The 20,995-nt window shown below is 63.3% G+C and carries 15 protein-coding genes; 8 read left to right on the plus strand and 7 right to left on the minus strand.

The genetic code is table 11. The features are described 5' to 3' along the window. From hutU to AC52Q4_RS12620, 3 genes are all read left to right on the plus strand, one after another. Nucleotides 1-1,453: urocanate hydratase (gene hutU, locus AC52Q4_RS12610; protein ID WP_495537148.1), on the plus strand; the 1,453-nt coding region annotated here is incomplete at its 5' end. Nucleotides 1,454-1,499: 46 nt separating this feature from the next. Then, nucleotides 1,500-2,753: an imidazolonepropionase gene (hutI, locus tag AC52Q4_RS12615; RefSeq protein WP_495537149.1), complete on the plus strand. Its 1,254-nt coding sequence runs from the start codon at nt 1,500-1,502 to the stop codon at nt 2,751-2,753. Nucleotides 2,754-2,853: 100 nt separating this feature from the next. Further along, nucleotides 2,854-3,234, plus strand: coding sequence for a VOC family protein (locus tag AC52Q4_RS12620; protein WP_495537150.1), 381 nt, complete (start codon nt 2,854-2,856; stop codon nt 3,232-3,234). Nucleotides 3,235-3,344: 110 nt separating this feature from the next. On the opposite strand, the gene nadC is transcribed toward AC52Q4_RS12620, so the two are convergent. Then, on the minus strand, nt 3,345-4,193 hold the full coding sequence (nadC, locus tag AC52Q4_RS12625; protein ID WP_495537151.1) for a carboxylating nicotinate-nucleotide diphosphorylase: 849 nt from the start codon (nt 4,191-4,193) through the stop codon (nt 3,345-3,347). Between the two features lie 97 nt (nt 4,194-4,290). Further along, nucleotides 4,291-5,817 (minus strand): sodium/proton antiporter NhaB, encoded by a 1,527-nt coding sequence (gene nhaB / locus AC52Q4_RS12630; RefSeq protein ID WP_495537152.1) that lies wholly within the window; start codon nt 5,815-5,817, stop codon nt 4,291-4,293. 264 nt (nt 5,818-6,081) lie between these two features. Between nhaB and nhaD the strand changes: the two genes are divergently transcribed. Next, nucleotides 6,082-7,494, plus strand: coding sequence for a sodium:proton antiporter NhaD (gene nhaD, locus AC52Q4_RS12635; protein WP_495537153.1), 1,413 nt, complete (start codon nt 6,082-6,084; stop codon nt 7,492-7,494). A gap of 39 nt (nt 7,495-7,533) precedes the next feature. Here the strand turns inward: nhaD and AC52Q4_RS12640 are convergent, their stop codons facing one another. Further along, nucleotides 7,534-8,586, minus strand: a complete 1,053-nt coding sequence (locus tag AC52Q4_RS12640) for a class I fructose-bisphosphate aldolase (RefSeq protein WP_495537154.1) — start codon at nt 8,584-8,586, stop codon at nt 7,534-7,536. A gap of 229 nt (nt 8,587-8,815) precedes the next feature. On the opposite strand from AC52Q4_RS12640, the gene AC52Q4_RS12645 reads away from it, so the two are divergent. Then, nucleotides 8,816-11,011, plus strand: coding sequence for a DUF1631 domain-containing protein (locus AC52Q4_RS12645; RefSeq protein ID WP_495537155.1), 2,196 nt, complete (start codon nt 8,816-8,818; stop codon nt 11,009-11,011). 101 nt (nt 11,012-11,112) lie between these two features. On the opposite strand, the gene AC52Q4_RS12650 is transcribed toward AC52Q4_RS12645, so the two are convergent. Together AC52Q4_RS12650 and egtC are read right to left on the minus strand one after the other, a co-directional pair. Continuing rightward, complete coding sequence (locus AC52Q4_RS12650) at nt 11,113-12,279, minus strand: SUMF1/EgtB/PvdO family nonheme iron enzyme (RefSeq protein WP_495537156.1); 1,167 nt, start codon at nt 12,277-12,279, stop codon at nt 11,113-11,115. Between the two features lie 4 nt (nt 12,280-12,283). Then, nucleotides 12,284-13,060, minus strand: coding sequence for an ergothioneine biosynthesis protein EgtC (egtC, locus tag AC52Q4_RS12655; RefSeq protein WP_495537157.1), 777 nt, complete (start codon nt 13,058-13,060; stop codon nt 12,284-12,286). Between the two features lie 84 nt (nt 13,061-13,144). Between egtC and egtD the strand changes: the two genes are divergently transcribed. Then, nucleotides 13,145-14,158: an L-histidine N(alpha)-methyltransferase gene (egtD, locus tag AC52Q4_RS12660; protein ID WP_495537158.1), complete on the plus strand. Its 1,014-nt coding sequence runs from the start codon at nt 13,145-13,147 to the stop codon at nt 14,156-14,158. A 259-nt stretch (nt 14,159-14,417) separates the two neighbouring features. Then, nucleotides 14,418-14,975 carry an oligoribonuclease gene (orn, locus tag AC52Q4_RS12665; RefSeq protein WP_495537159.1) on the plus strand — a complete coding sequence of 186 codons (558 nt, stop codon included), beginning with the start codon at nt 14,418-14,420 and terminating at the stop codon, nt 14,973-14,975. Nucleotides 14,976-15,007: 32 nt separating this feature from the next. Here the strand turns inward: orn and AC52Q4_RS12670 are convergent, their stop codons facing one another. Next, entirely contained in the window at nt 15,008-17,212 is a 2,205-nt protein-coding gene (locus tag AC52Q4_RS12670) for a tRNA(Met) cytidine acetyltransferase TmcA (protein ID WP_495537160.1), read from the minus strand. 19 nt (nt 17,213-17,231) lie between these two features. Then, complete coding sequence (locus AC52Q4_RS12675) at nt 17,232-18,161, minus strand: 2-dehydropantoate 2-reductase (RefSeq protein WP_495537161.1); 930 nt, start codon at nt 18,159-18,161, stop codon at nt 17,232-17,234. A 981-nt stretch (nt 18,162-19,142) separates the two neighbouring features. Between AC52Q4_RS12675 and AC52Q4_RS12680 the strand changes: the two genes are divergently transcribed. Next, entirely contained in the window at nt 19,143-20,954 is a 1,812-nt protein-coding gene (locus tag AC52Q4_RS12680; RefSeq protein ID WP_495537162.1) for an ABC transporter transmembrane domain-containing protein, read from the plus strand. Nucleotides 20,955-20,995 lie beyond the last annotated feature (41 nt).

Consider the following 20,995-nt stretch of genomic DNA (forward strand, 5'->3'; position numbering starts at 1 on the left):
CCTCGAAGCCGACGAGACGCTGCTGATCCAGTCCGGCAAGCCGGTGGGCGTGTTCGAGACCCACCCGGATGCGCCCCGCGTGCTGATCGCCAACTCCAATCTGGTGCCGCGCTGGGCGAGCTGGGAACACTTCCATGAGCTCGACCGCAAAGGACTGATGATGTTCGGCCAGATGACGGCCGGCTCGTGGATCTACATCGGCAGCCAGGGCATCGTGCAAGGCACCTATGAAACGTTCGCCGAGGCGGCACGCCGCCACTACGGCGGCACGCTGGAAGGGCGCTGGATCCTTACCGCCGGTCTCGGCGGGATGGGCGGCGCCCAGCCGCTTGCCGCGACCATGGCCGGGGCCTGCATGCTCGCCGTGGAATGCCAGCCCAGCCGCATCGCACGGCGCCTCGAGAGCGGTTTCCTCGATAGGCCCAGCAATGATCTGGGCGATGCGCTGGCCGCGATCGACCGGGCTCGGCGGGAGGGCAAGGCCCTCTCGGTGGGGCTGCATGGCAATGCCGCCGACGTGTTCCCGGAACTGCTTCGCAGGGGCGTCATGCCGGATCTGGTAACGGATCAGACCAGCGCCCACGATCCCCTGAACGGCTATCTGCCGCTTGGCTGGACATGGGAACAGGCCCAACGTCTGCGCCAGAGTAATCCTCAACGCGTCGTTCAGGAGGCCAAAGATTCCATCGCGATCCAGGTGCGCGCCATGCTCGAGTTTCACCGCCGGGGCGTGCCGACGTTCGACTACGGCAACAATATCCGCCAGATGGCGAAGGAGGCGGGAGTCGAGGAAGCCTTCGACTTCCCGGGCTTCATCACGGCCTATCTGCGTCCACGCTTCTGTCATGGTATCGGGCCGTTCCGCTGGGTGGCGCTGTCCGGCGAGGCAGAAGACATCCATCGCACCGAGGAGACGGTGAAGCGGCTGTTGCCCGAGCAGCCGCAGCTGCACCGCTGGCTCGATATGGCGCGGACGCGGATTCGCTTTCAGGGACTGCCGGCGCGAATCTGCTGGGTCGGGCTGGGGGAACGCGCGCCTCTGGGTCTGGCGTTCAACGACATGGTGGCTCGTGGCGAGCTGCGTGCGCCCGTGGTGATTGGCCGCGACCATCTCGACAGCGGCTCCGTGGCCAGTCCCAACCGCGAGACCGAGGCGATGCCGGACGGTTCCGATGCGGTCTCCGACTGGCCGATCCTCAACGCGCTGCTCAATACCGCCAGCGGCGCCACGTGGGTGAGTTTTCATCACGGCGGCGGTGTGGGTATGGGCTTTGCGCAGCACGCCGGGCAGGTCATCGTCTGCGATGGCACGGAAGCCGCCGCGCGGCGGATCGAGCGCGTACTGACCAACGACCCGGGCACCGGTGTCATGCGTCATGCCGATGCGGGTTACCCCGAGGCCGTCGCGTTTGCCCGGGCGCAGGGGCTTGATCTGCCGATGCTGAACGAGTAGCGAGTCAAATAGCGTTTCGTCCGCGCGGGCAAGGATGGAGTGAGCGATGGACTGGGATACGCTGTGGCTCAACTGCCACGCGGCCACCATGGTGCCGGGCGTGGCGTACGGTGCAATCCGCGATGCCGCCATCGCGGGGCGGGCCGGGCGTATTGCCTGGGTCGGCAGGCGCCAGGACCTGCCGATGGGCAACGCCGTCGAGATCGTCGATCTCGGTGGGCGCTGGGTAACCCCCGGGCTGATCGACTGTCACACGCATTTGATCTTCGGCGGCCAGCGCGCGCACGAGTTCGCGCAGCGTCTCGAAGGCGCCAGCTACGAGGATATCCTCCGTGCCGGTGGCGGCATTCTGAGCACGGTCAAAGCCACGCGTGCGGCCAGCACGGAGTCGCTGCTGGGCGCGGCCGAGGCGCGCGCGCGGGAGCGGCTCGCGGAGGGGGTGACGGTCCTGGAGATCAAGTCGGGATACGGTCTCGATGTGGAGAACGAGCTGCGCCTGCTCAGCTTGGCGCGCCGCCTCGGCGAGCACTTGCCCCTGACCGTGCGCACGACCTGTCTGGCGGCTCACGCGCTGCCGCCGGAATATGCCGGGGACCCGGACGGCTACGTAAAGCTGATCGCGAACACGATTCTGCCGCGCGCGCTGGAGGCCGGGCTGGTCGATGCCGTGGACGTCTTTTGCGAGGGCATTGCCTTTAGCCGCTCGCAGGCGGAACGCGTGCTGCAAGCGGCGCGGCGCCTCGGCCTGGCGGTGAAAATGCATGCCGGACAGCTCTCCGATGTCGGAGCGGCGGGGCTAGCCGCGCGTTACGGGGCGCTCTCGGTCGATCATCTGGAGCATGTCTCGGAGCACGATGTGCGTGCCTTGGCGCGCGCCGGTTGCGTCGCGGTGCTGTTGCCCGGTGCGTTCTACACGCTGCGTGAAACGCAGATTCCTCCGGTGGCGTTATTCCGCGAGCATCAGGTGCCGATCGCAATCGCCAGCGACCTCAATCCGGGCACCTCGCCGGCGCGCTCGCTGCGGCTCATGTTGAACATGGCCTGCACGCTGTTTCGGCTCACACCGGAGGAGGCGCTCGCCGGCGTCACCCGTGTTGCGGCGTGCGCGCTCGGTTTGCAGGGCGATTACGGCACCCTGGAATGCGGTAAATACGCCGATCTGGTGAGCTGGGACGTCGACGACCCCGCCGAGCTCGCCTACTGGGTCGGCGGTGCGCCGGTCGCGGCGCGCGTGCGTCATGGCAAAACGCTCGCGGATACCCAGGGTTGCGAAAGCGGCGGTCGCTCGACGGGGGAGTGACTCGGAGGCAAGCCGTATCTCCTTCGCTGACCGGCGCTGAGATATACGAAACGTCTTAGACGGTTTATGCTGAAATAAGCGAGCGAAAGCGAAACAGCCTATGCATATCGACACGGTGTCCGTGCCCGTATCGGATCAGGACAGGGCGAGGATGTTCTATGAGGAGGTCCTGGGATTTCGCGTCGTCCGGGATCGCCCGCTGGGATCGGGCCTTCGCTGGATACAGCTCGCCCCTCCCGGATCGTCGACCTGTATCAGCCTCGTGACCTGGCACGAGCAGATGCCGCCGGGTTGCCAGCAGGGCTTGGTGCTGGGCACGGACGATATCGAAACGGATCATGAAATCCTCCACACCCAGGGTGTCGATATCTCCGAGATTTGCACCGCCCCCTGGGGCCAATTCGCTACCTTCAGTGATCCGGACGGCAACGGTTGGGTGCTGGCGCAAGCCGAATCCGGCCCATATTTCCGTCATCTCTGAACAACCGGATACGCACTGAGAACGCCGGCGAGGCGCCGGGCGACCACTTCGCTATGGCGCCAGCCTGCCGGAGCGTGCGGCGCCGCCCCGAACGCCCGGGATGCAGCCGCTCAGCGGGCCGCCTGTGTTAGCGGATCGAAACGCATTGACAGATCGATGGCGTGCACGTGCTTGGTCAGTGCGCCGACGGAGATGAAGTCCACACCCGTGGCCGCGATGGCCGCGAGGTCAGCCATCTCGACGTTGCCTGATGCTTCCAACCGAGCGCGACCCCCCGTGCGGCGCACGGCGGCGGTCAGCGCCTCCAGAGAAAAATTATCCAACAAGAGATGATCCACGCCGGCATCGAGGGCTTCCTCGAGTTGCGCGAGATCCTCTACCTCGACTTCGATTGCCTTGCCCGGGTGCTGCTGTCGGCTTGAGCGCACGGCGGCGGTGAGCGAGCCGGCCGCGGCGATGTGGTTTTCTTTGATCAGAATGGCATCGTAAAGCCCCAGGCGATGATTGACGCCGCCCCCGCAGCGGACCGCGAACTTCTGTGCGGCGCGCAGGCCGGGCAGGGTTTTGCGTGTATCCAGGATTCGGGTCTTCGTGCCGGCGACGGCGTCGGCGTAGGCGCGAGCGGTACTCGCCGTGCCGCAGAGCAGCTGCAGGAAGTTGAGCGCGGTCCGCTCCCCACTCACCAATGCCCGCGCCGAACCACTGAGACGGCAAACGCTATGCCCCGGCGGGACGCGATCGCCGTCCTGCACGGTCCACTCGACGCGCACGGCCGGGTCGAGCTGCGCGAAAACGGCATCGAACCACGCGATCCCGCAGATGACGGCGGATTCGCGGCACACGACTGTGGCGGAGGCGGCGGTGTCGGCGGGAATCAGCTCGGCGGTGAGATCACCGCTGCCGACGTCCTCGGCCAGCGCCCGTGCGACGTCCGCCGCTATCTGCTCGGCAAGGCACATCGTTGGCTGCCTATCTCAAACGAATTTCGGATGATCGGTTGCGATCCCACGCAGAGGGGCTGCCCGTCCGGCCCGCGCAAAATGCCGATAAGAACTCCTAGATCAGATACCAGGTGCAGGACAGCGCAGTCGCGCTCAGAACGAGCGTATAGGGTAACGCCATCCAGAGCATCCGAAGATAAGAGAGCCGGATCAACGGCGCCAGTGTGGATGTGAGCAGGAACAGAAAAGCCGCTTGGCCATTGGGGGTCGCCACGCTGGGAATGTTCGTGCCCGCATTGACCGCCACCGCGAGGTGGTCGAACTGTCGGGTGGCGAGCTCGCCTGCCTCGAACGCGCTCTTCAGCTCGTCGATGTATATGGTGGCGACGAATACATTATCGCTGACGATCGAGAGCAGGCCGCTGGCGACGAAGAAGACCGCCTGCTGAACGTTTCCCTGGAACCCCAGGCCCCAGTGCACGATGGGTGTAAAGAGATGCTGCTCATGAATGATGGCGACGATGCCGAAGAAGACCACGAGCAGCGCGGTGAAAGGCAGCGCTTCCTCGAAGGCATGACCGAGGCGGTGCTCCTCGGTGATGCCGTTGAGTGCAGTGGCCAGGATGATCACCGCCAGCCCGATGAGCCCGACTTCGGCGAGCTGAAACGCCAACGCGACCACCAGCAACAGCGCCGCCAGCGCCTGGACGAGTAGGATGGCGAGATCCACGGCGCCGCGCCGCTCGCGCTCGTTGGCCTCGAACTCCGTGAGAATCTGACGCACGACCGGCGGCAGCGTGGCGCCATAGCCGAAACAGCGGCAATGCTCCAGAGCGAGGCACACGGCCAACCCGACCAGAAACACCGGTATCGTCACCGGCGCCATTCGGAGGAAGAAATCGGTGAAATGCCAGCCCATGGTATGACCGATGAGCAGGTTCTGAGGCTCACCGACGAGGGTCATGACACCGCCCAGGGCGGTACCGACCGCACCGTGCATCATCAGGCTGCGCAGAAAAGACCGAAACTGATCGAGATCCGCGCGATGGTGGCTGCCGACTGCGGTGTCATCGGTGTGATCGTGCTCATGGGCAAGGCGGGTGCCGGAGGCGGCCCGGTGATAGACGGCGTAGAATCCGCCTGCCACCGTGATGATTACGGCCGTGACGGTCAACGCGTCCAGAAACGCCGAAAGCGTTGCCGAGACACTGCAAAACAACAAGGCGAGCCGGGCCTTTGAGCGGATGCCGAGCAAGATGCGAGTGAACGTGACAAGCAATAGCTCACGCAGGAAATAGATCCCGGCGACCATGAACATCAGCAGGAGAATCACCGGGAAGTTCTGCAAAGTTTCCTCGTAAATCCGTTCCGGCTTGACCAGGCCGATCGCGATGGCCTCCAGCAACAGCAGCCCGCCCGGTTGGAGCGGATAGCATTTCAACGCCATTGCCAGCGTAAAGATGAACTCCATGACCAACGCCCAAGCGGTCAGCTGGGGTCCCGCGGCGATCAGCAGAATCGGGTTCGTCACCAAAAAACCGCTGATGGTGAGCTTGTACCATCGCGGCGAGTGGCCGAGGAAATTGCGAGCGAAGGCGTGTGCCAGATTCCACCGTAAAACTTGCGTCAGCGTCTGCGACATCGATGGTCCTCAATTCGATGGACGAGTGCCGGCGCAATCACTGCCCGCATGGTGCGCCGGAGCCAGTCAATGATAATGCCTTCAGCCGTGAGCGGAAGAGCGCCGAAGTGACGTGGCGCACACTCTCAGGGCATCGCGCTTCACCGTCTGCTGCGCTGCGCGGCAGGCGCGGGTGCTCGCGGCCTGGACGCAAAAAGCGAGCAAACCATGAAAATGCGAGCCACTTCGCGCTGCAGTGGCTCCGGCCGGGAGACGAGGATGTTAATGGGGAAAAAGGTGACGTTGCCGCGCTGCCTTGCCGGTCTCGCGGCACTGCTGTGGCCGGCGCTGGCGTTTGCCGTCGGCGGGCAGACCGCGGCGGCGGATTTGACCGGGACCTGGGTGGGCATGAGCTGCCTTGCGCTGTTTATCGTGGCTTACGCGTTCGTCATGGCCGAGGAGGTCACGGGCCTGCGCAAATCCAAGCCCGTCTTGCTCGCGGCAGGATTGATTTGGGGATTGATCGCCCTCGTCCATGCAGAGAATGGCAACGCCGCGGCCGTCGAGCCGTCGCTGCGTGCCGCATTGGAGGAATACGCGGAGCTTTTTCTCTTCCTTCTCACCGCCATGACCTATGTCAATGCGCTGACCGAGCGTGACGTATTCGAGGCGCTGCGCTCGCGACTGGCGGGCCGTGGGTTCGGGTATCGCCAACTGTTTTGGATCACGGGATTTATCGCTTTCTTGCTCTCGCCGGTGCTGGACAACATGACCACGGCGCTCGTGCTCGCCGCGGTGGTATTGGCAGTCGGCGCTGACAACCGCCAATTCGTCGCTCTGTCTTGTATCAATATCGTCGTTGCGGCCAATGCCGGCGGCGCATACAGCCCGTTTGGAGATATCACGACGCTGATGGTCTGGCAGGCCGGGGAGATTGCGTTCACCGGATTCTTCGCGCTGTTTCTGCCCGCGTTGGTCAACTTTCTGGTGCCGGCCGCTTTGATGCACTTCGCGGTCCCAACCGCCGTTCCGCCGCCGGTGCGGGAGCGAATCGCGATGAAGCGCGGCGCGAGGCGGGTCATGGTGCTGTTCGCCTTGACCATCGCCACGGCGGTGCTCTTTCATAATTATCTGAGCCTGCCGCCGTTTCTCGGCATGATGATGGGCATGGCCTATTTGCAGATGCTCGGTTTCTATCTGCAGAAGACGCATATTCCGAGCCCCTCCGATCGTCCGGACTACGGCCAGGCCGGAGATATCACCGCGTTCGACATGTACCGCCACGTGGCGCGGGCCGAGTGGGACACGCTGATGTTTTTCTACGGCATTGTCCTCAGCGTGGCGGGGTTGAGTTACCTCGGTTACCTCGCCGTGGCTTCACACTTGTTGTACGCGCAACTGGGGCCGACGCTTGCGAATTCCGCAATCGGTGTGCTCTCCGCCATAGTCGACAATATTCCCGTCATGGCCGCGGTGTTGCATATGCATCCGGAAATGTCGCAGGGCCAGTGGCTGCTGATTACACTGACCGCCGGCGTCGGCGGTAGCCTGCTATCGATCGGCTCGGCAGCCGGCGTTGCGATCATGGGCCAAGCCCATGGCCGCTATACGTTCTTGACGCATTTGCGCTGGGCACCGGCGATCGCGCTTGGCTATGCCGCGAGCATCCTCACGCATCTGTGGCTGAATTCCGGATAACGGCGGCGTTCGTGCCCGCCTCTTCAGAACGGTTTCGAATCAGGCCACGGTCACCTGCTCGTTGTCCAAATAAACGTCCTGAATGGCGTGTAACAGCTCCACGCCTTCGCGCAAGGGACGTTGGAAGGCCTTGCGTCCGCTGATCAGGCCCATGCCGCCGGCCCGTTTGTTGATCACCGCCGTGCGCACCGCCTGCTGCAGATCGTTGCCGCCGGAGGCGCCGCCCGAGTTGATCAGCCCGGCCCGCCCCATGTAGCAGTTGGCGATCTGATAGCGGGTGAGATCGATCGGGTGCTCGCTGGTGAGCTCCTCATATACTTTGCGGTGGGTTTTGCCGAAGTTGAGGGCTGTGAAGCCCCCGTTGTTCTCAGGCTGCTTCTGCTTGACGATATCCGCATCGATGGTCGCCGCCAGATGATTGGCCTGGCCGGTCAAGTCCGCGGCCGCATGGTAGTCGGTGCCGTCTTTCTTGAACGCGGGGTTGCGCAAATAGGCCCAGAGGATCGTAACCAGGCCCAGATCGTGGGCATGCGCGAACGCCTCGCTGATTTCCTGAATCTGTCGGCGCGACTCCGGTGAGCCGAAATAAATGGTTGCGCCAACGGCCGCGGCGCCGAGATCGAATGCCTGCTCCACCGAGGCGAACAGGGTCTGGTCGTAGAGGGGGGGATAGGTAAGGAGTTCGTTGTGATTGAGCTTCACAATGAAGGGAATGCGATGGGCGTACTGTCGCGAGATTGCCGCGAGAACGCCCAGGGTGGAGGCCACTGCGTTGCAGCCGCCCTCGATGGCCAGCTGGGCGATGTTCGCCGGGTCGAAATACGCCGGGTTGGGCGCGAAGGAAGCCCCCCCGGAGTGCTCTACACCTTGATCGACAGGAAGGATGGAGAGATAGCCGGTATTGGCGAGCCGGCCCTGATTGAAAATGGCCTGCAGGTTGCGCAGGACGCCTGCCTTGCGGTTCTTCTGAGCGACCACGCGGTCGATGTAATCGGGTCCCGGTAAGTGCAGCATCTGCGCAGGGATCCCGCGGCAGCGGTAGGAAAGCAGGCTCTCCGCCTCATCGCCGAGCAACGCATATACATCGGTCATTATGGTCTCTCCGTGCGTTGTGTGTTTGATCAGCAAGCCAGGACGGATACCGGCATCCAAGCAGAGATTATACTCAGCCCTTAGCCAACCCGCGGGTGGCCGATGCGGCGGTGGCGATCCGTGGCGAGAAGTTATTATGTGATATAAGTCACATTAAGGTTTTAGGCTTTCCTCTAAAAAGGGGGCCATAAAGAGCCATTGCGTTTTTGTAATTTACCAGGTGTGAGCCATGGTTGGGCAGAACAAGATTGTCTACCTAAACACCAATTGTACGCCGAGCGCAGGTGTCAAGGTGCTGAACGAGCTCTGCACCCTGGCTCAGACACGCCTGGAGGCATTGCTGCGGCAGGCCCTGGATCAAGTCGACGATGCGTTGTTCGACCGGGCGGAGAAGGCCGGCAGCAATGCAGATCAGACGATGTATTTCGCCACCATGCGGCAGGTGCGGCTGAGCCGCCGGACGGTGCTGCAGGCGTTCGCGCGCGAGGTGGACGGTGCTTTCGTGGGCTTGCGCGAGCCCGACGCGCGGGCGAGCGCGGCGGCGCAGCAAATGAGCTATTCCCTCGAGCTCATGGACGAGACGGTAGTGGAGGAGAACGTCGCGGCCGATACCGCCGTCGGCAAGCTGCGTACGCGCTGCGCGCTTCCGCTCGCTCAGCTGCAGGCGCGGCTGGACGAGCTCGTCGTCGAACGTGATGTCGATGAGGATTGTAACCCGCTGGACCCGCGCCAGATCGTGGATGCTTTCGTGGTCGCGATCGGGCGCTTCGACATCGCCATCCAGCCCAAGCTGATCATCTTCAAACTCTTTGAGAAGCAGGCGCTACTGCAGCTGCCGGCGCTCTATGAGGCCGCCAATCGCCTTCTCGCAGACGCCGGAATTCTTCCAAAGGCCGGTACTTCCGGCGAGCCGCGGGGGCTTGGCGGCAGCCAAAGCACCGGTGGCGGAACTGCCGCTGACGCCGGATCCGTCGGCGACGCGGCCGAGGAAGAAGGCGGCGCGACATTGGAGGTGCTCCAGGAGTTGCTCGCGCATCTGCGCACCGAAGAGCGCTCGACTGCGCCTGCCGCGCCGGGTATGAGCCGCTCGGATCTGGTGCAGGCACTGTCCGCCCTGCAGCAGCAGCCTAGCGGTGCCTTGGGCGTATCGAGGACCGCCGAGCGACTGAATGCCGAGGAGCTCAGGGCGCTTTTGAGGCGTTGTCCCAGGGGCGTTGGATCCGGCAGCGATGCACCGCCGTCCATCGAGCGAGCGGCGAACGATACGATCGATATCGTCAGCATGCTCTTCGATGCCATTCTGGACGATGACCGGCTCGCCCCCTCGATAAAGGCCCTCATTGCCCGTTTGCAGATTCCGGTGCTCAAAGTGGCGATGCTCGAGCCCAGTTTCTTCAATAACCGCCGCCATCCGGCGCGGGCGTTGATCAATGAGCTGGCTCAGGCTGCGATGGGCTGGGCCGAACCCGAGAACCGGGACGCTGACCTGCTCTATCGCAAGATGAATGAGGTTATGACTCGAATCCTGGAGGGGTTCGGGGAAGACATTGGTTTATTCGAGCAAGTGCTGCAGGATTTCCGTCAGTTTCTCGGTCAGGAGCGCGAGCGCGCGCGGACGGTCGAGGCGCGAACCCGGCAGGCGGCCGAAGGCAAGGCGAAAGTAGACGAGGCACGGGAACGCGTTCAGAGCGAAATCGAGCGGCGTCTGCGTATCGGGTCGGTGCCGGAGATCGTGCGCCAGATTCTGGAGGGCGCCTGGTTCAAGGTGCTCTTCATCACGTGCGTGAAGGATGGGCCGCAAGGGCAACTCTGGGAATCGCGCCTGGAGCTGATGGACCGCCTGATCTGGAGTGTCCAGCCGACGGTTTCCCCCGAGAAACGCCGGCAGGTGTTGGCCAGCATACCGGCATTGCTGAACGACCTGCGCGAAGGGCTGGAGGCGATTCTGTACAACCCCTCCGAGATGACGCGGCTGTTCAAGGACCTGGAAGCAGAGCACATCCGCTGTCTCTCCGCCACCACGGACGAAGCGGCTGGCGACGCTGCCATACACTCTGCGGCGGGCGTGCCGCCGGCGCCGGAGCCGCCAGTCGAGGCCGAGCCGCCGCCGCTTACTGAAGAGCAGCGTATCCGGGAGGAACACGTCCAGCGCTTGGCCAATGTGGAGCTTGGAACGTGGTTCGAGTTCACGACCGAGGGCGGGCGGCAGCTCCGCGCTAAGCTCTCGGCCCGACTCAACGGCGGTCGGCGCTTGATTTTCGTCAATCGCGCCGGTTTCAAGCTGGTAGACAAGAAAACGCAAGACGTGGCCGATGACCTCGGCAGCGGGCGAACGTTCATCCTCGACCACAATATGCTGTTCGACAAAGCACTGGAGCAGGTGATCACCAACCTGCGCGATCTGCGCAACAGCCAGGCACTGTAATTCCTGCTCCCGGGGAGACGGCGCCGTGAGATGCAGGGTGCCCGGCGCGCCGGACGGTGCCGATCGAAGCGCGAAGACGCAGTGACTCGTTGGGCGCCAATTCAGTCCCACGCGAGCCGCAGACCGGCATCAATATGGCGCTTGTCCAGCGTGTAGAAATTGCGAAAACTCGCTCGGCGAACCGGTGGTAGCGTGTACCGGCTGCCACCGCGCAGAACGCCGTGCCGCCCATCGAACCAGGGGGTGGAGTAGCCCTCGTAAGGAAACGGCCGAAAACCGGGGTATGGGTGAAAGCGGTTGGCGCACCATTCCCAGGCTTGGCCGACGCCTTGCAATAAGCCTGCCCTTGCGGCGATCTCCCATTCGTATTCATGCGGTAGCCTGGCCCCCGCCCAGCGGCTGAAGGCTTCAGCCTCGTAGTAGGACAGGCCGCGGACGGCGGCGCCCGGCTCCAGATCGCATGGACCGGAGGCGCGCACCTCGTACCAACAACGCTCCGCCCGACGCCAGGTAGCCGGACAGTCAACGCGCGCATCGCACAGCCAGGCCCAGCCGGCTTGGCTCCATAGCTCGCTTTGCCGATACCCGCCATCTTCCATGAAAGCGAGGTATTCCGCCGTCGTGACCGGGTGCTGAGCAATACGTCCACCGGATTGCCGAACCTCATGACGGGGCTGCTCATTGTCGTAGGCGCAGGGTTCGTCGCAGCCAATGATGACGGGCTGCGTCGGCAGCCGAAGCGCTCTTGCGAGGCGTCTTGTCGATGTCAGCCGATGGTTGGGTGTCCACTCGGTGCGGATCCGCAGCTGGCGCTGCGCGAGCACGTAGTACATGGTCTCGAGGTGTTGGGCATAGTGCTGGATCAGAAAGTCGAGCAGGTAGTGCGCATTCATCAGTCGGTGGTGGCGCACGCGCCGAGGCGGATCGGCGAGCAGGGCGAGATTCTCGCGATGGACGGCGCTTGTCCATTCCAGCAGCTCATTGCGCCCGAGGACGAGCTGGGGGCGCGCCGCCTTGTCGCACATATCGGGAAAATAAACCCCGTGCAGGGTCGCGGTGATCGCATCGTTTCTGAGCACGACTTCGCGTAGCCAATAGGTTTCAATGAACGCGCAATGGCCCATGTGCCAGCCGAGCGGGCTGAGGTCGTCGTGAAATTGGGTACGGATATCGTTGGCCGAAAGCGGGCCTACGATGCGCTGGCCGCGACGATGCATCGCCGCCAGTTCGGTGATTCGCCGCGCCTTCCCTAGCTCACATCCTGTCATGTTTCTACAGGGCGGAGACGCTGGGCTGGCGATTGCCGTTCAGCGCTACGAGATGGTGAGCGGGAACCGCTTCCCAGTGCGCGCCGGCCGTGAGGGGCTCCGAAGCGATCAAGGCCCCATGCGGACATAAGGGGTCGGATCCGGTTGCATATAGCGTCGGGCATTCATCGCCGATGGCGTGGCGAGTGACTGCGACCTCCTTGCCATCGGTCAAGGCAATGTTGAGCAAGGCCCGGCCATCGGGCACCCAGGTGGCAAGGGCGTCGACGAGGCGGCGCAGGAGCGCGCTTGGTGATTGCGGGCCTGCGGAGTTGAGCTGGCGGATCACCGCGAACAGGTATTCGGAATCCGTATTGCCGTGAATCGCCGCTTCGATCGCCGGATGCAGCCAGCGTCGTAGGCGGGGCCGGAGATCTTCTGCGAATGCGTCGACAAAGCCGTTGTGCAAAAAGAGGAGGCGTTCGTCCGCAAACGGCTGGGTATTAGCGAAACCGCTGGCAAACCCTTCTGTCGCGCTGCGCACGTTGGCGACCCACAACTCCCGCATCAGGGAACGCCCGAGCGCTGCCAGATTCGGGTCCGCCCAGACGGGCTGGATGTTGCGATAGGCGACTGGGCAGCCGCCATCGTCATACCAACCAAAACCGAAGCCGTCTGCGTTCAGCAGAGCCGAGCGCATCTCCTTGGGAGCACAGGCCTGCCGCACCAGGCTGTGCTCCGGTGCGAGTAAGAAACGCTCCAAATGCACGGCTTTGCCCAAATAGGCGGCGAGTCGGCACACGTCGATACTCCTGCGCGATTGTGCTTTCTTCTCCATAGAATGGTAGCGTATGAAGAAAAGACCTTACTAAAAGAGCGCGTTCTTATGAACATTTCTTCGGAAGGTGCTTTCGCTGACAACCGGTTACTCGAGCGTTTTGGTTTCCAGGCGGTGCCGGCCAGCCGCCCCGTACCCGATCTTGCCGAGGACGTCGCGCAGGGATTCGCCAGCCGGCCCCGCGTCCTACCCCCGAAGTATTTTTACGACGCCGCCGGATCCGAGCTCTTCGACCGGATCTGTGATACGCCGGAGTACTATCCGACGCGAACGGAGGCGCGTTTGCTCGAGCACTCGGCAGACAGCATCATCCGCCACGCGAGGCCGGATCATATAATCGAGCTTGGCAGCGGCACCTCCCGTAAAACCGCGCACCTGCTCGCGGCCTGTGAGGCAAACGGGCTGACACCGGAGTATTGGCCTTTCGATGTTTGTGAGGAAGTGTTGTATGCAGCCGCTGGAGCGCTTATTGAAGCGCATCCGTGGCTTAGGGTCCAGGCGCTGATCGGGGACTACTCGGCCGGTCTGGCGCATTTTCCGCAGCCGCCTGGGCGTCGGCTGTTCGTCTTCCTGGGCGGAACGATCGGCAATTTGACTCCGCAGAATTCGATTGCCTTCCTCAGGGAACTGCGTGGTTTGATGCGCGACGGCGACGCTTTTCTGTTGGGCGCGGATCGGACCAAGGACTCGACGGTGTTGCAGGCGGCATACGATGACGCGAGTGGCCTCACAGCGGCGTTCAACCGCAATGTGCTCAACGTCATCAACCAAGCGCTCACGGGCGATTTCGATCCCCAAGGTTTCGATCATTTGGCGCGTTATAACGAGGCGTTACAGCGCATAGAGATGTATCTCGTCGCACGGTGCGACCAGAACGTGCATCTCAAAGCGCTCGACCGCCATTACGAGTTTCTTCGCAGCGAGAGCATACTTACCGAAATCAGCCGCAAGTTTACCGCGGAGTCTTTGAACGCTGAGCTACAAGCCGCTCGGCTCGATCTCGTGAGTCACTATCAACCGGCGGATTGTTACTTCTCGCTGGTGCTGGCACGTCCGAAGTGAGCGCTCCGCGCCCGACATCATTTATGCCTCATTTGCGGCGGCCGGGGGAACTCTCTCTCGTACCGGCGGGCCAAACGGTCATGATGCGCTCGTGAATCCGAGGAGTTGCACGCACGCCGATTAGCAAGGTTGTCGAAAGGAATCGTAAGTGCCCGCGGCTTATCGGGTCCCGTCGCTTGCGAGGCGCGCACCGGCGCCGACAGCCCCGGTCGGCCTCTGCTAGAATCGCTTAGAATCGCCTACACAGCGAGTCGAAAGGATGCCGCAGTCCCCGCAGAATCTCATCTGGATCGATCTGGAAATGACGGGCTTGGATACGGATCGCGACTGTATCATCGAGATAGCGACCGCCGTCACCGACAAGGAGCTCAATATCCTGGCCGAAGGTCCGGTGTTCGCGATTCACCAGAGCGAAGCCGTGCTCGCCGCCATGGACAAGTGGAATACGGATCAACACAGTGGCTCGGGTCTGGTGGACCGTGTGCGGCAGAGTCAGATTGACGAAGAGGAGGCGGAGGAACGCACATTGCATTTCCTTCGGCAATGGGTACCGGCCAATGCTTCACCCATGTGCGGCAACAGCATCTGTCAGGACCGGCGTTTTCTGCACCGGTGCATGCCGAAGCTCGAGCAATATTTTCATTACCGCAACCTGGACGTGAGCACGCTCAAGGAATTGGCCCAACGCTGGGTCCCGGAGATTTTGCAGAATTTCTCCAAGCGTGGCACGCACCTGGCCAGGGACGACGTGCGCGAGTCCATACAGGAACTGAGATATTATCGCCAGCACTTTCTCAGGGTGCCGAATTGCGTATGAGCCGATCCGTTGTCCGCGCCCATGCCACTCCCTCAGCGAGATTGCTGCAGGGCACGGGCGCGGTGGCGTACCTCGGCGTTGCCGCTGCTTAGGGCGAGGCGGCGCACGACGGCTCGCAGCAGCGCCTCGACCTGCCGCCGGCCTGGGGCATTGCAGTAGACGGCGAGCGTTGCCCACTCGTGCTTTTGCAGTGTCCGGGCCAATAAGACGCATTGCTCGGAGCGGCTGAGAAGCGCCGTGAGTCGAGGATTCGTCAATGCGTATCGGCTCAAGCGCTCCAGGGCCACCAGCGAGTCGGCGTACTGCCGGCGGCCGAATCCGAAGGCAAGCAGATCGTCCCAGTCATCAATGGCGGGCGCGGGAGTATCACGGGCACCGAGGTGGTGAAGAAGTCTGAGTGCGAGCGCAGGTTCCAGATCGCGCAACGGCTCACTGAGCAGATTCGCAAACCGTTCGGCGAAGCGAGCTCGGGCGCTGTCCGCCAAGCGCTTTCCAGCCTCGCTCAAGGGCCGCAGCATGATAGCGGAGTGATTGCCGCTGGAGGCCTCGCGGTGGTTGCCTACGCGCACGAGTCGCAGCCCCAGGCGTGCCCAGAAGTGAACGAGTTCTTCGGTGGCGCCGAAGGCCGCCGACACATAATCGATTCCATCGCCACGCGCCTCGGTGAATAGCTGGCTCAGCAGCCGCGTGCCCAGGCCGCGGCGTTGACAGGCGGGGTGCACAGCGATACGCAGCACGCGTCGGCCGGCTAGCCGGGGTGCCTGGGCCAGGCCGGCGTGCGCCGCCAGTGATTGTGCCACCAAGTGCCCGCGTGGCCGGCGCTTCCCTAGCCAGATCGCCTCGGCGAGCTTCGCTGGAAACCCTCCTTCGTCGACGAGCAATGCAGCGGCAGCGACATGACCGCAGTGGCGAAGCACCCATACGCTCACCTCCGGGGCGTCGAGGAGATGGCGCAGATCGCCGGGGGTCGTGCGATAGTGGGCCAGCACCAGGAGTCCGAATAACTCGCTCAGAGTACGTTCATCGCTTACCAGACGGTCGCGCTCCAGAGGCTCTATTTGGCAGCGCCCGGCGGTGGCGCTCGCCAGTGCGGCAGGCGGTGCGGGCTGCGCATTGAGCAGCAGCGCTTGGAATACGAAGCGCTCGGCTGGATCGTCGCTCGCCCAGCGGATTGGCGTTTCGAGCCAGTGCGCCCGCCAACCGGGTGTCTTTTGATCGAGTATTTGCCGAAAGCGCAGGGCAAATCCGCGCCCGGCGCCTTCGTACCCATGAACCGTGCTGGCGAAGACGATCCGCGCATATCGTCCGAGCAGCCTGTTCAACACCGGCGTCGGTATTGCAGCCGCCTCGTCGACAAGCAGCAGATCGGCGGGTGGCGCTCCGGATAGCAGCGCATCCGGCGCCATGAACTCCAACATCCGGTTATCGGTCGAGATATGGCCACGCCCGCCATGGGCGTGGGGCAGTAGAATTCGGGCGTGTCGAAACAGCGTAGCGGCCGATTGGAGGCTCGGTGCGGTGACGATGATCCGCTTGAGATCGCCACCCAGCAACCGGGCGGCTGCGATCCCCAACGCGGCCGATTTCCCGCGTCCGCGATCCGATGTGAGTACGACAGGGCGGCGACGATGGCCACGCGCACAGCGCTCGATTGCGGCGATGGCGCGCAGCTGGTCCGGCGTTGGCAACTCGTGAGCGCCCTTGGCTGAAGCATTGAGCGAGGAAATTGGCGGTGAGGCCAGCTTGGGTAACCGGGTGCGCGGCTCGAGTAACAGCGCGTCTTTAGAAGAACGGATGATGCGAACCAGGCGCCGTAGGTAACGTCCGGTGAGCTGTCCGCGTGTGCGTGGATAGGCGGCGATCCGATCCGCCGCCGGGTCGGCGTAGTCGGGCCAGTCGGCGAGCGCCGGCGCGAGCAATAACACGAGGCCGCCGCCGCGAACGGCTCCGATGCTCGCAGCGCAAGCGTCCGGATCGAAGCCGTCCCAGGCATCGACAACCAGCGCATCGACTTCCCCACCCAGCGTCGGGCGGCCGCAAGTGGCGCGCCGCGGCGCGATTTCGGCGAAGGACCGGCTACCGAGCCAGGCGATTGCCGGGAGGGGAGAACGAGCGAGGAGCGTCTCGGTTTGGCGCAGGCACCAGTCGCGCTCACCTGCGAGAACCACGACCCGACGCTGGTACGAGGCACGGCAGGCCGCGATCAGAGCGCTCGTGAACTCTTCAAGTTCCTGCATTGCCCCGGGCGCAGCCAACTTATCCGCCTCGATCGCGGCGCTCCAAATCGAGCAGACAATGATAAATGAAGGCATTCACGGGCGTGGCGATTCCCGCCTGTGTCCCCAGTCGGACAACGGCCCCGGTCTGCGCCTCCAGTTCCGAGGGGCGGCCCTCCATTACGTCGCGCTGCATGGACGCGGTGGCCTTTGCGGGCAGCGCATCGATCGACGCCATGGTGGTAGTGACGATGTCGCTCGGCAAGGCGACCTGCCGCGAACGGGCGACGGCGTGGATTTCCTCCATGACCCGTTCCAGCAGGTGCCGCGTGCCCGGTTGGCTGCGCAGGACCCCCATGGGGGCGCGCGCGATCGCACCCATGCCGCTGATCGCTGCAATGAACAGGAATTTCTTCCACATCGCGGCCTCAATGTCGGGCGGCACCGTAACGCGCGTGCCCCGAGCGCGTTCGAAGCTCTGGCGCAGCCGATCCACGCGTTCGCTCGGCGAATCATCAATTTCGCCGAAGCTTACGAACGGATCGACGCCGATGTGACGGATACAGCCGGGTGCCGCACGATAGGCGATGCTCCCGCAGAGCCCGCCAAGCACGCGCTCGCTGCCAAGCGCGGCAGCGAGTTGAGCGGGCGCCTCGATGCCGTTCTGCAGGGGCACGACCATCGTCCTGGCTCCGAGCATCGGGTGCATGGCGCGGGCGGCATCGGTAACCTGCCAAGCTTTGACGCAAACCAGGACGACATCCACCTCGCCCACCTCGCGCGGGTCGTCCGTCACGCGCACGGTTTCGACGTGAAAGCTCCCCGCGATGCTTTCCACTCGCAGCCCCTGGCGCCGCATGGCTTCCATGTGCTCGCCACGGGCAATGAATACGACGTCCTCATCGGCTTCGGCGAGGCGGCCGCCGAAATACCCGCCAACACCGCCCGTGCCGAAAATTGCTATGCGCATGACCAACTCTCGAATCCAGATAGAGGCTGGAAAAGCGGAAGGATTCCAATTCCGTTATGGGAAGGCCGCGCGTTTCGCCTCCGAGTGTTGCCAACGGATGTGGCGCGCGTTTCGAGGGCGTGACAGGCATAATGGGCACAACCACCCGGCGCTCCAGCTTCTCGCCAAGCGTCGTCAGAAAGCGGGGTTCCGCGCGCGGCCCGAGGGGGCCGCTCGCGCGGGTGGCCCACAAATCGGCTGGAAGGGCGGCGAGGCGCCCGGGTTCATACGTCGCGTCATGAGCGCGCGCAGTCGCCGTCCGGTTCGACCGGATACTCTCGTGAGGTAAAGATGTCGTAGCCGCGCGTTTGACTCGTCCGCTTCACTGCCTGTCCCAGGGTGGATCGACTCGGCGGCAGCCCGTGCCACATTGGTAATTTTCTGTGCGTTTCCTTTGCCGGTATCCATTTATAACCTCGTGCCAAAGACATTCAAGTGTGTTCGCTGGACCGTGACGGGCTCTGCAAGTCTCCCTCACCCATTTCTGCGCGCACCACGCCCGACGTTTCCAAAGCTGGCGCAAAGCGTGGAGAAGGCCGTGGTATTGCAGTGGCAGTCAGTCACGGCTGCCCGAATGGGGCCGCACAATGGGTTTTTCAATCGCCGTTTGTCGGGAAATTCTTGTCGGTCGGGAAAAGGATTCGCCTTCCGCGCAGGGGAAGGCGCCATGGCGTGCAATTTCTCAATGCTATGAGCAATCCCGCCGAGCGGCTCAGTGCATCAATACGCCTACGCCGCCTCCGACCCGGGGCGGATGTCGAATGCAATGGCCGGAATGGGGAATATCAACACAGGCAAGATAACCTGTTTCTACTCAGGTAGAATTCGCCCCCAACACCCAGGGCGCCATGCGGCGACCCGAAAATTTCCATGCGCGACGATTTAGGCATTCTTCTTCCACTAAATCCGCGCGGAGTATAACCCGAGGAGCTGAATTCGGCTATGCCCAGAAGCAAACCGGCGTTGGAGCAGCGTCCCGCCAGCAGCAATCTGAAGGTCCTCACGCAACTGCTCGCCTTCCTGCGCCCCTACCGCATCACTTTGCTCTGCGCGCTGATCGCCTTGCTGATCGCGGCCGCCGCGGTGCTCGGCTTCGGCGTGGTTTTGCGCCATATGGTGGATTACGGGTTGAGCAACGGCTCGGCGACGGCTCTGAACCAGGCTCTGCTGTTCTTTCTGCTCGTTGTTACGGTGATGGCAGTATCGGTAGCTGCCCGGCTTTATCTGGTGACCTGGATCGGTGAGCGGGTGGTGGCGGATATTCGTCGAGCTGTTTTTGCCCAGGTGCTCAAGCTGGAGCCGGCGTTTTTCGAGGTGACGCGCACCGGCGAGGTCATTTCGCGGCTGACAACGGACACCTCGCTGTTGCAGGTGGTGGTCGGTTCGACGCTCGCGATTGCCGTGCGTAATGTGCTGCTGATCGCCGGTGGGCTGGTGATGCTGACGATCACCAGCATCAAACTCGCCGCGCTGGTTCTACTTGGCGTTCCGCTCGTGATCGTGCCGCTGTGGTTGCTCGGCCATCGGGTGCGGGGTCTCTCGCGCAAGAGTCAGGACCGGATCGCCGACGTGGGCGCCTATGTGGGCGAGGTGCTGTACGGCATCCGCACCGTTCAGGCCTTCTGCCACGAGCGCATCGACGAGAAGCGCTATGGCACGCAGGTAGAGGCCGCTTTCGACACCGCCATTCAGCGTACCCGGGTAAGCGCGCTGCTCACGGGATTGGTGATGCTGCTCACGTTTACGGCGATCAGTCTGGTGCTGTGGGTGGGGGGCCGTGATGTCCTGGCCGGGCAAATAACGGGCGGCCAGCTCTCCGCCTTCGTGTTCTACGCGGTGCTCGTTGCCGGCTCGATTGGTGCGCTAAGCGAGGTGGCGGGCAATCTGCTACGCGCTGCCGGCGCTACCGAACGGCTGTTGGAGTTGCTCAACACCGAGCCGAAAATCGCGTTGCCTGCCCAGCCGGTTGCGTTACCCGAACCCGCGCGCGGTGAGCTGGAGTTGCGCAATGTAACCTTTCATTATCCTTCCCGGCCCGAAACCGCCGCCCTGCGCAAGCTCTCGCTCACCTTGGTATCGGGTAGCAAGATTGCGCTGGTGGGACCGTCCGGTGCCGGAAAATCCACGGTATTGCAGCTGCTATTGCGCTTTTATGACCCGGACGAGGGGGTCATCCGCTTCGATGGTATCGATCTGCGCTTGCTTGATCCGCAGCAACTTCGCCAACGGGTGGCATTGGTTCCGCAGGACCCGGTCATATTCGGCGCGGATGCCTGGGAGAACATTCGCTATGGACAAAGCGGCGTGACCGATTCGCAAATTCGTAAGGCCGCGGAGGCGGCGCATGCGGCTGAATTCCTCGACCAATTGCCCCACGGCTTTGATACCTTTCTCGGTGAGCGCGGTATTCGCCTCTCCGGTGGGCAGCGCCAACGCATTGCGATCGCCCGCGCCATTCTGCGCGATCCGGCGCTGTTGCTGCTCGACGAGGCGACCAGTTCCCTCGATGCCGAAAGCGAGCGATTCGTTCAGGATGGTCTCGAGCAGCTTATGCACGGGCGTTCAACGCTCATCATCGCGCATCGGCTCGCTACCGTTCGCAAAGTAGATGAAATCCTGGTCATGGATCAGGGGGGCATCGTCGCCCGCGGCCGTCACGATAAGCTGATCCACGAGCACGGGCTATACGCGCGGCTGGCGGCACTTCAATTTCGTGATGTGCCCGACGCGCTGGTGCACGCGGCAAATGAGTGAAGCGCGACATCGTCCCGAGAATCGTAACTCGACGCCGCCTC

The organism is Nitrococcus sp. (assembly GCF_059432795.1).

Coding starts and splice junctions, on each gene's coding strand:
- hutI (WP_495537149.1), top strand. CDS start 1,500: ATGGACTGGGATACGCTGTGGCTCAACTGCCACGCGGCCACCATGGTG.
- nhaB (WP_495537152.1), bottom strand. CDS start 5,817: ATGTCGCAGACGCTGACGCAAGTTTTACGGTGGAATCTGGCACACGCC.
- nadC (WP_495537151.1), bottom strand. CDS start 4,193: ATGTGCCTTGCCGAGCAGATAGCGGCGGACGTCGCACGGGCGCTGGCC.
- egtD (WP_495537158.1), top strand. CDS start 13,145: ATGAACATTTCTTCGGAAGGTGCTTTCGCTGACAACCGGTTACTCGAG.
- orn (WP_495537159.1), top strand. CDS start 14,418: ATGCCGCAGTCCCCGCAGAATCTCATCTGGATCGATCTGGAAATGACG.
- AC52Q4_RS12645 (WP_495537155.1), top strand. CDS start 8,816: ATGGTTGGGCAGAACAAGATTGTCTACCTAAACACCAATTGTACGCCG.
- nhaD (WP_495537153.1), top strand. CDS start 6,082: ATGGGGAAAAAGGTGACGTTGCCGCGCTGCCTTGCCGGTCTCGCGGCA.
- AC52Q4_RS12640 (WP_495537154.1), bottom strand. CDS start 8,586: ATGACCGATGTATATGCGTTGCTCGGCGATGAGGCGGAGAGCCTGCTT.
- AC52Q4_RS12680 (WP_495537162.1), top strand. CDS start 19,143: ATGCCCAGAAGCAAACCGGCGTTGGAGCAGCGTCCCGCCAGCAGCAAT.
- AC52Q4_RS12675 (WP_495537161.1), bottom strand. CDS start 18,161: ATGCGCATAGCAATTTTCGGCACGGGCGGTGTTGGCGGGTATTTCGGC.
- AC52Q4_RS12670 (WP_495537160.1), bottom strand. CDS start 17,212: ATGCAGGAACTTGAAGAGTTCACGAGCGCTCTGATCGCGGCCTGCCGT.
- AC52Q4_RS12650 (WP_495537156.1), bottom strand. CDS start 12,279: ATGACAGGATGTGAGCTAGGGAAGGCGCGGCGAATCACCGAACTGGCG.
- AC52Q4_RS12620 (WP_495537150.1), top strand. CDS start 2,854: ATGCATATCGACACGGTGTCCGTGCCCGTATCGGATCAGGACAGGGCG.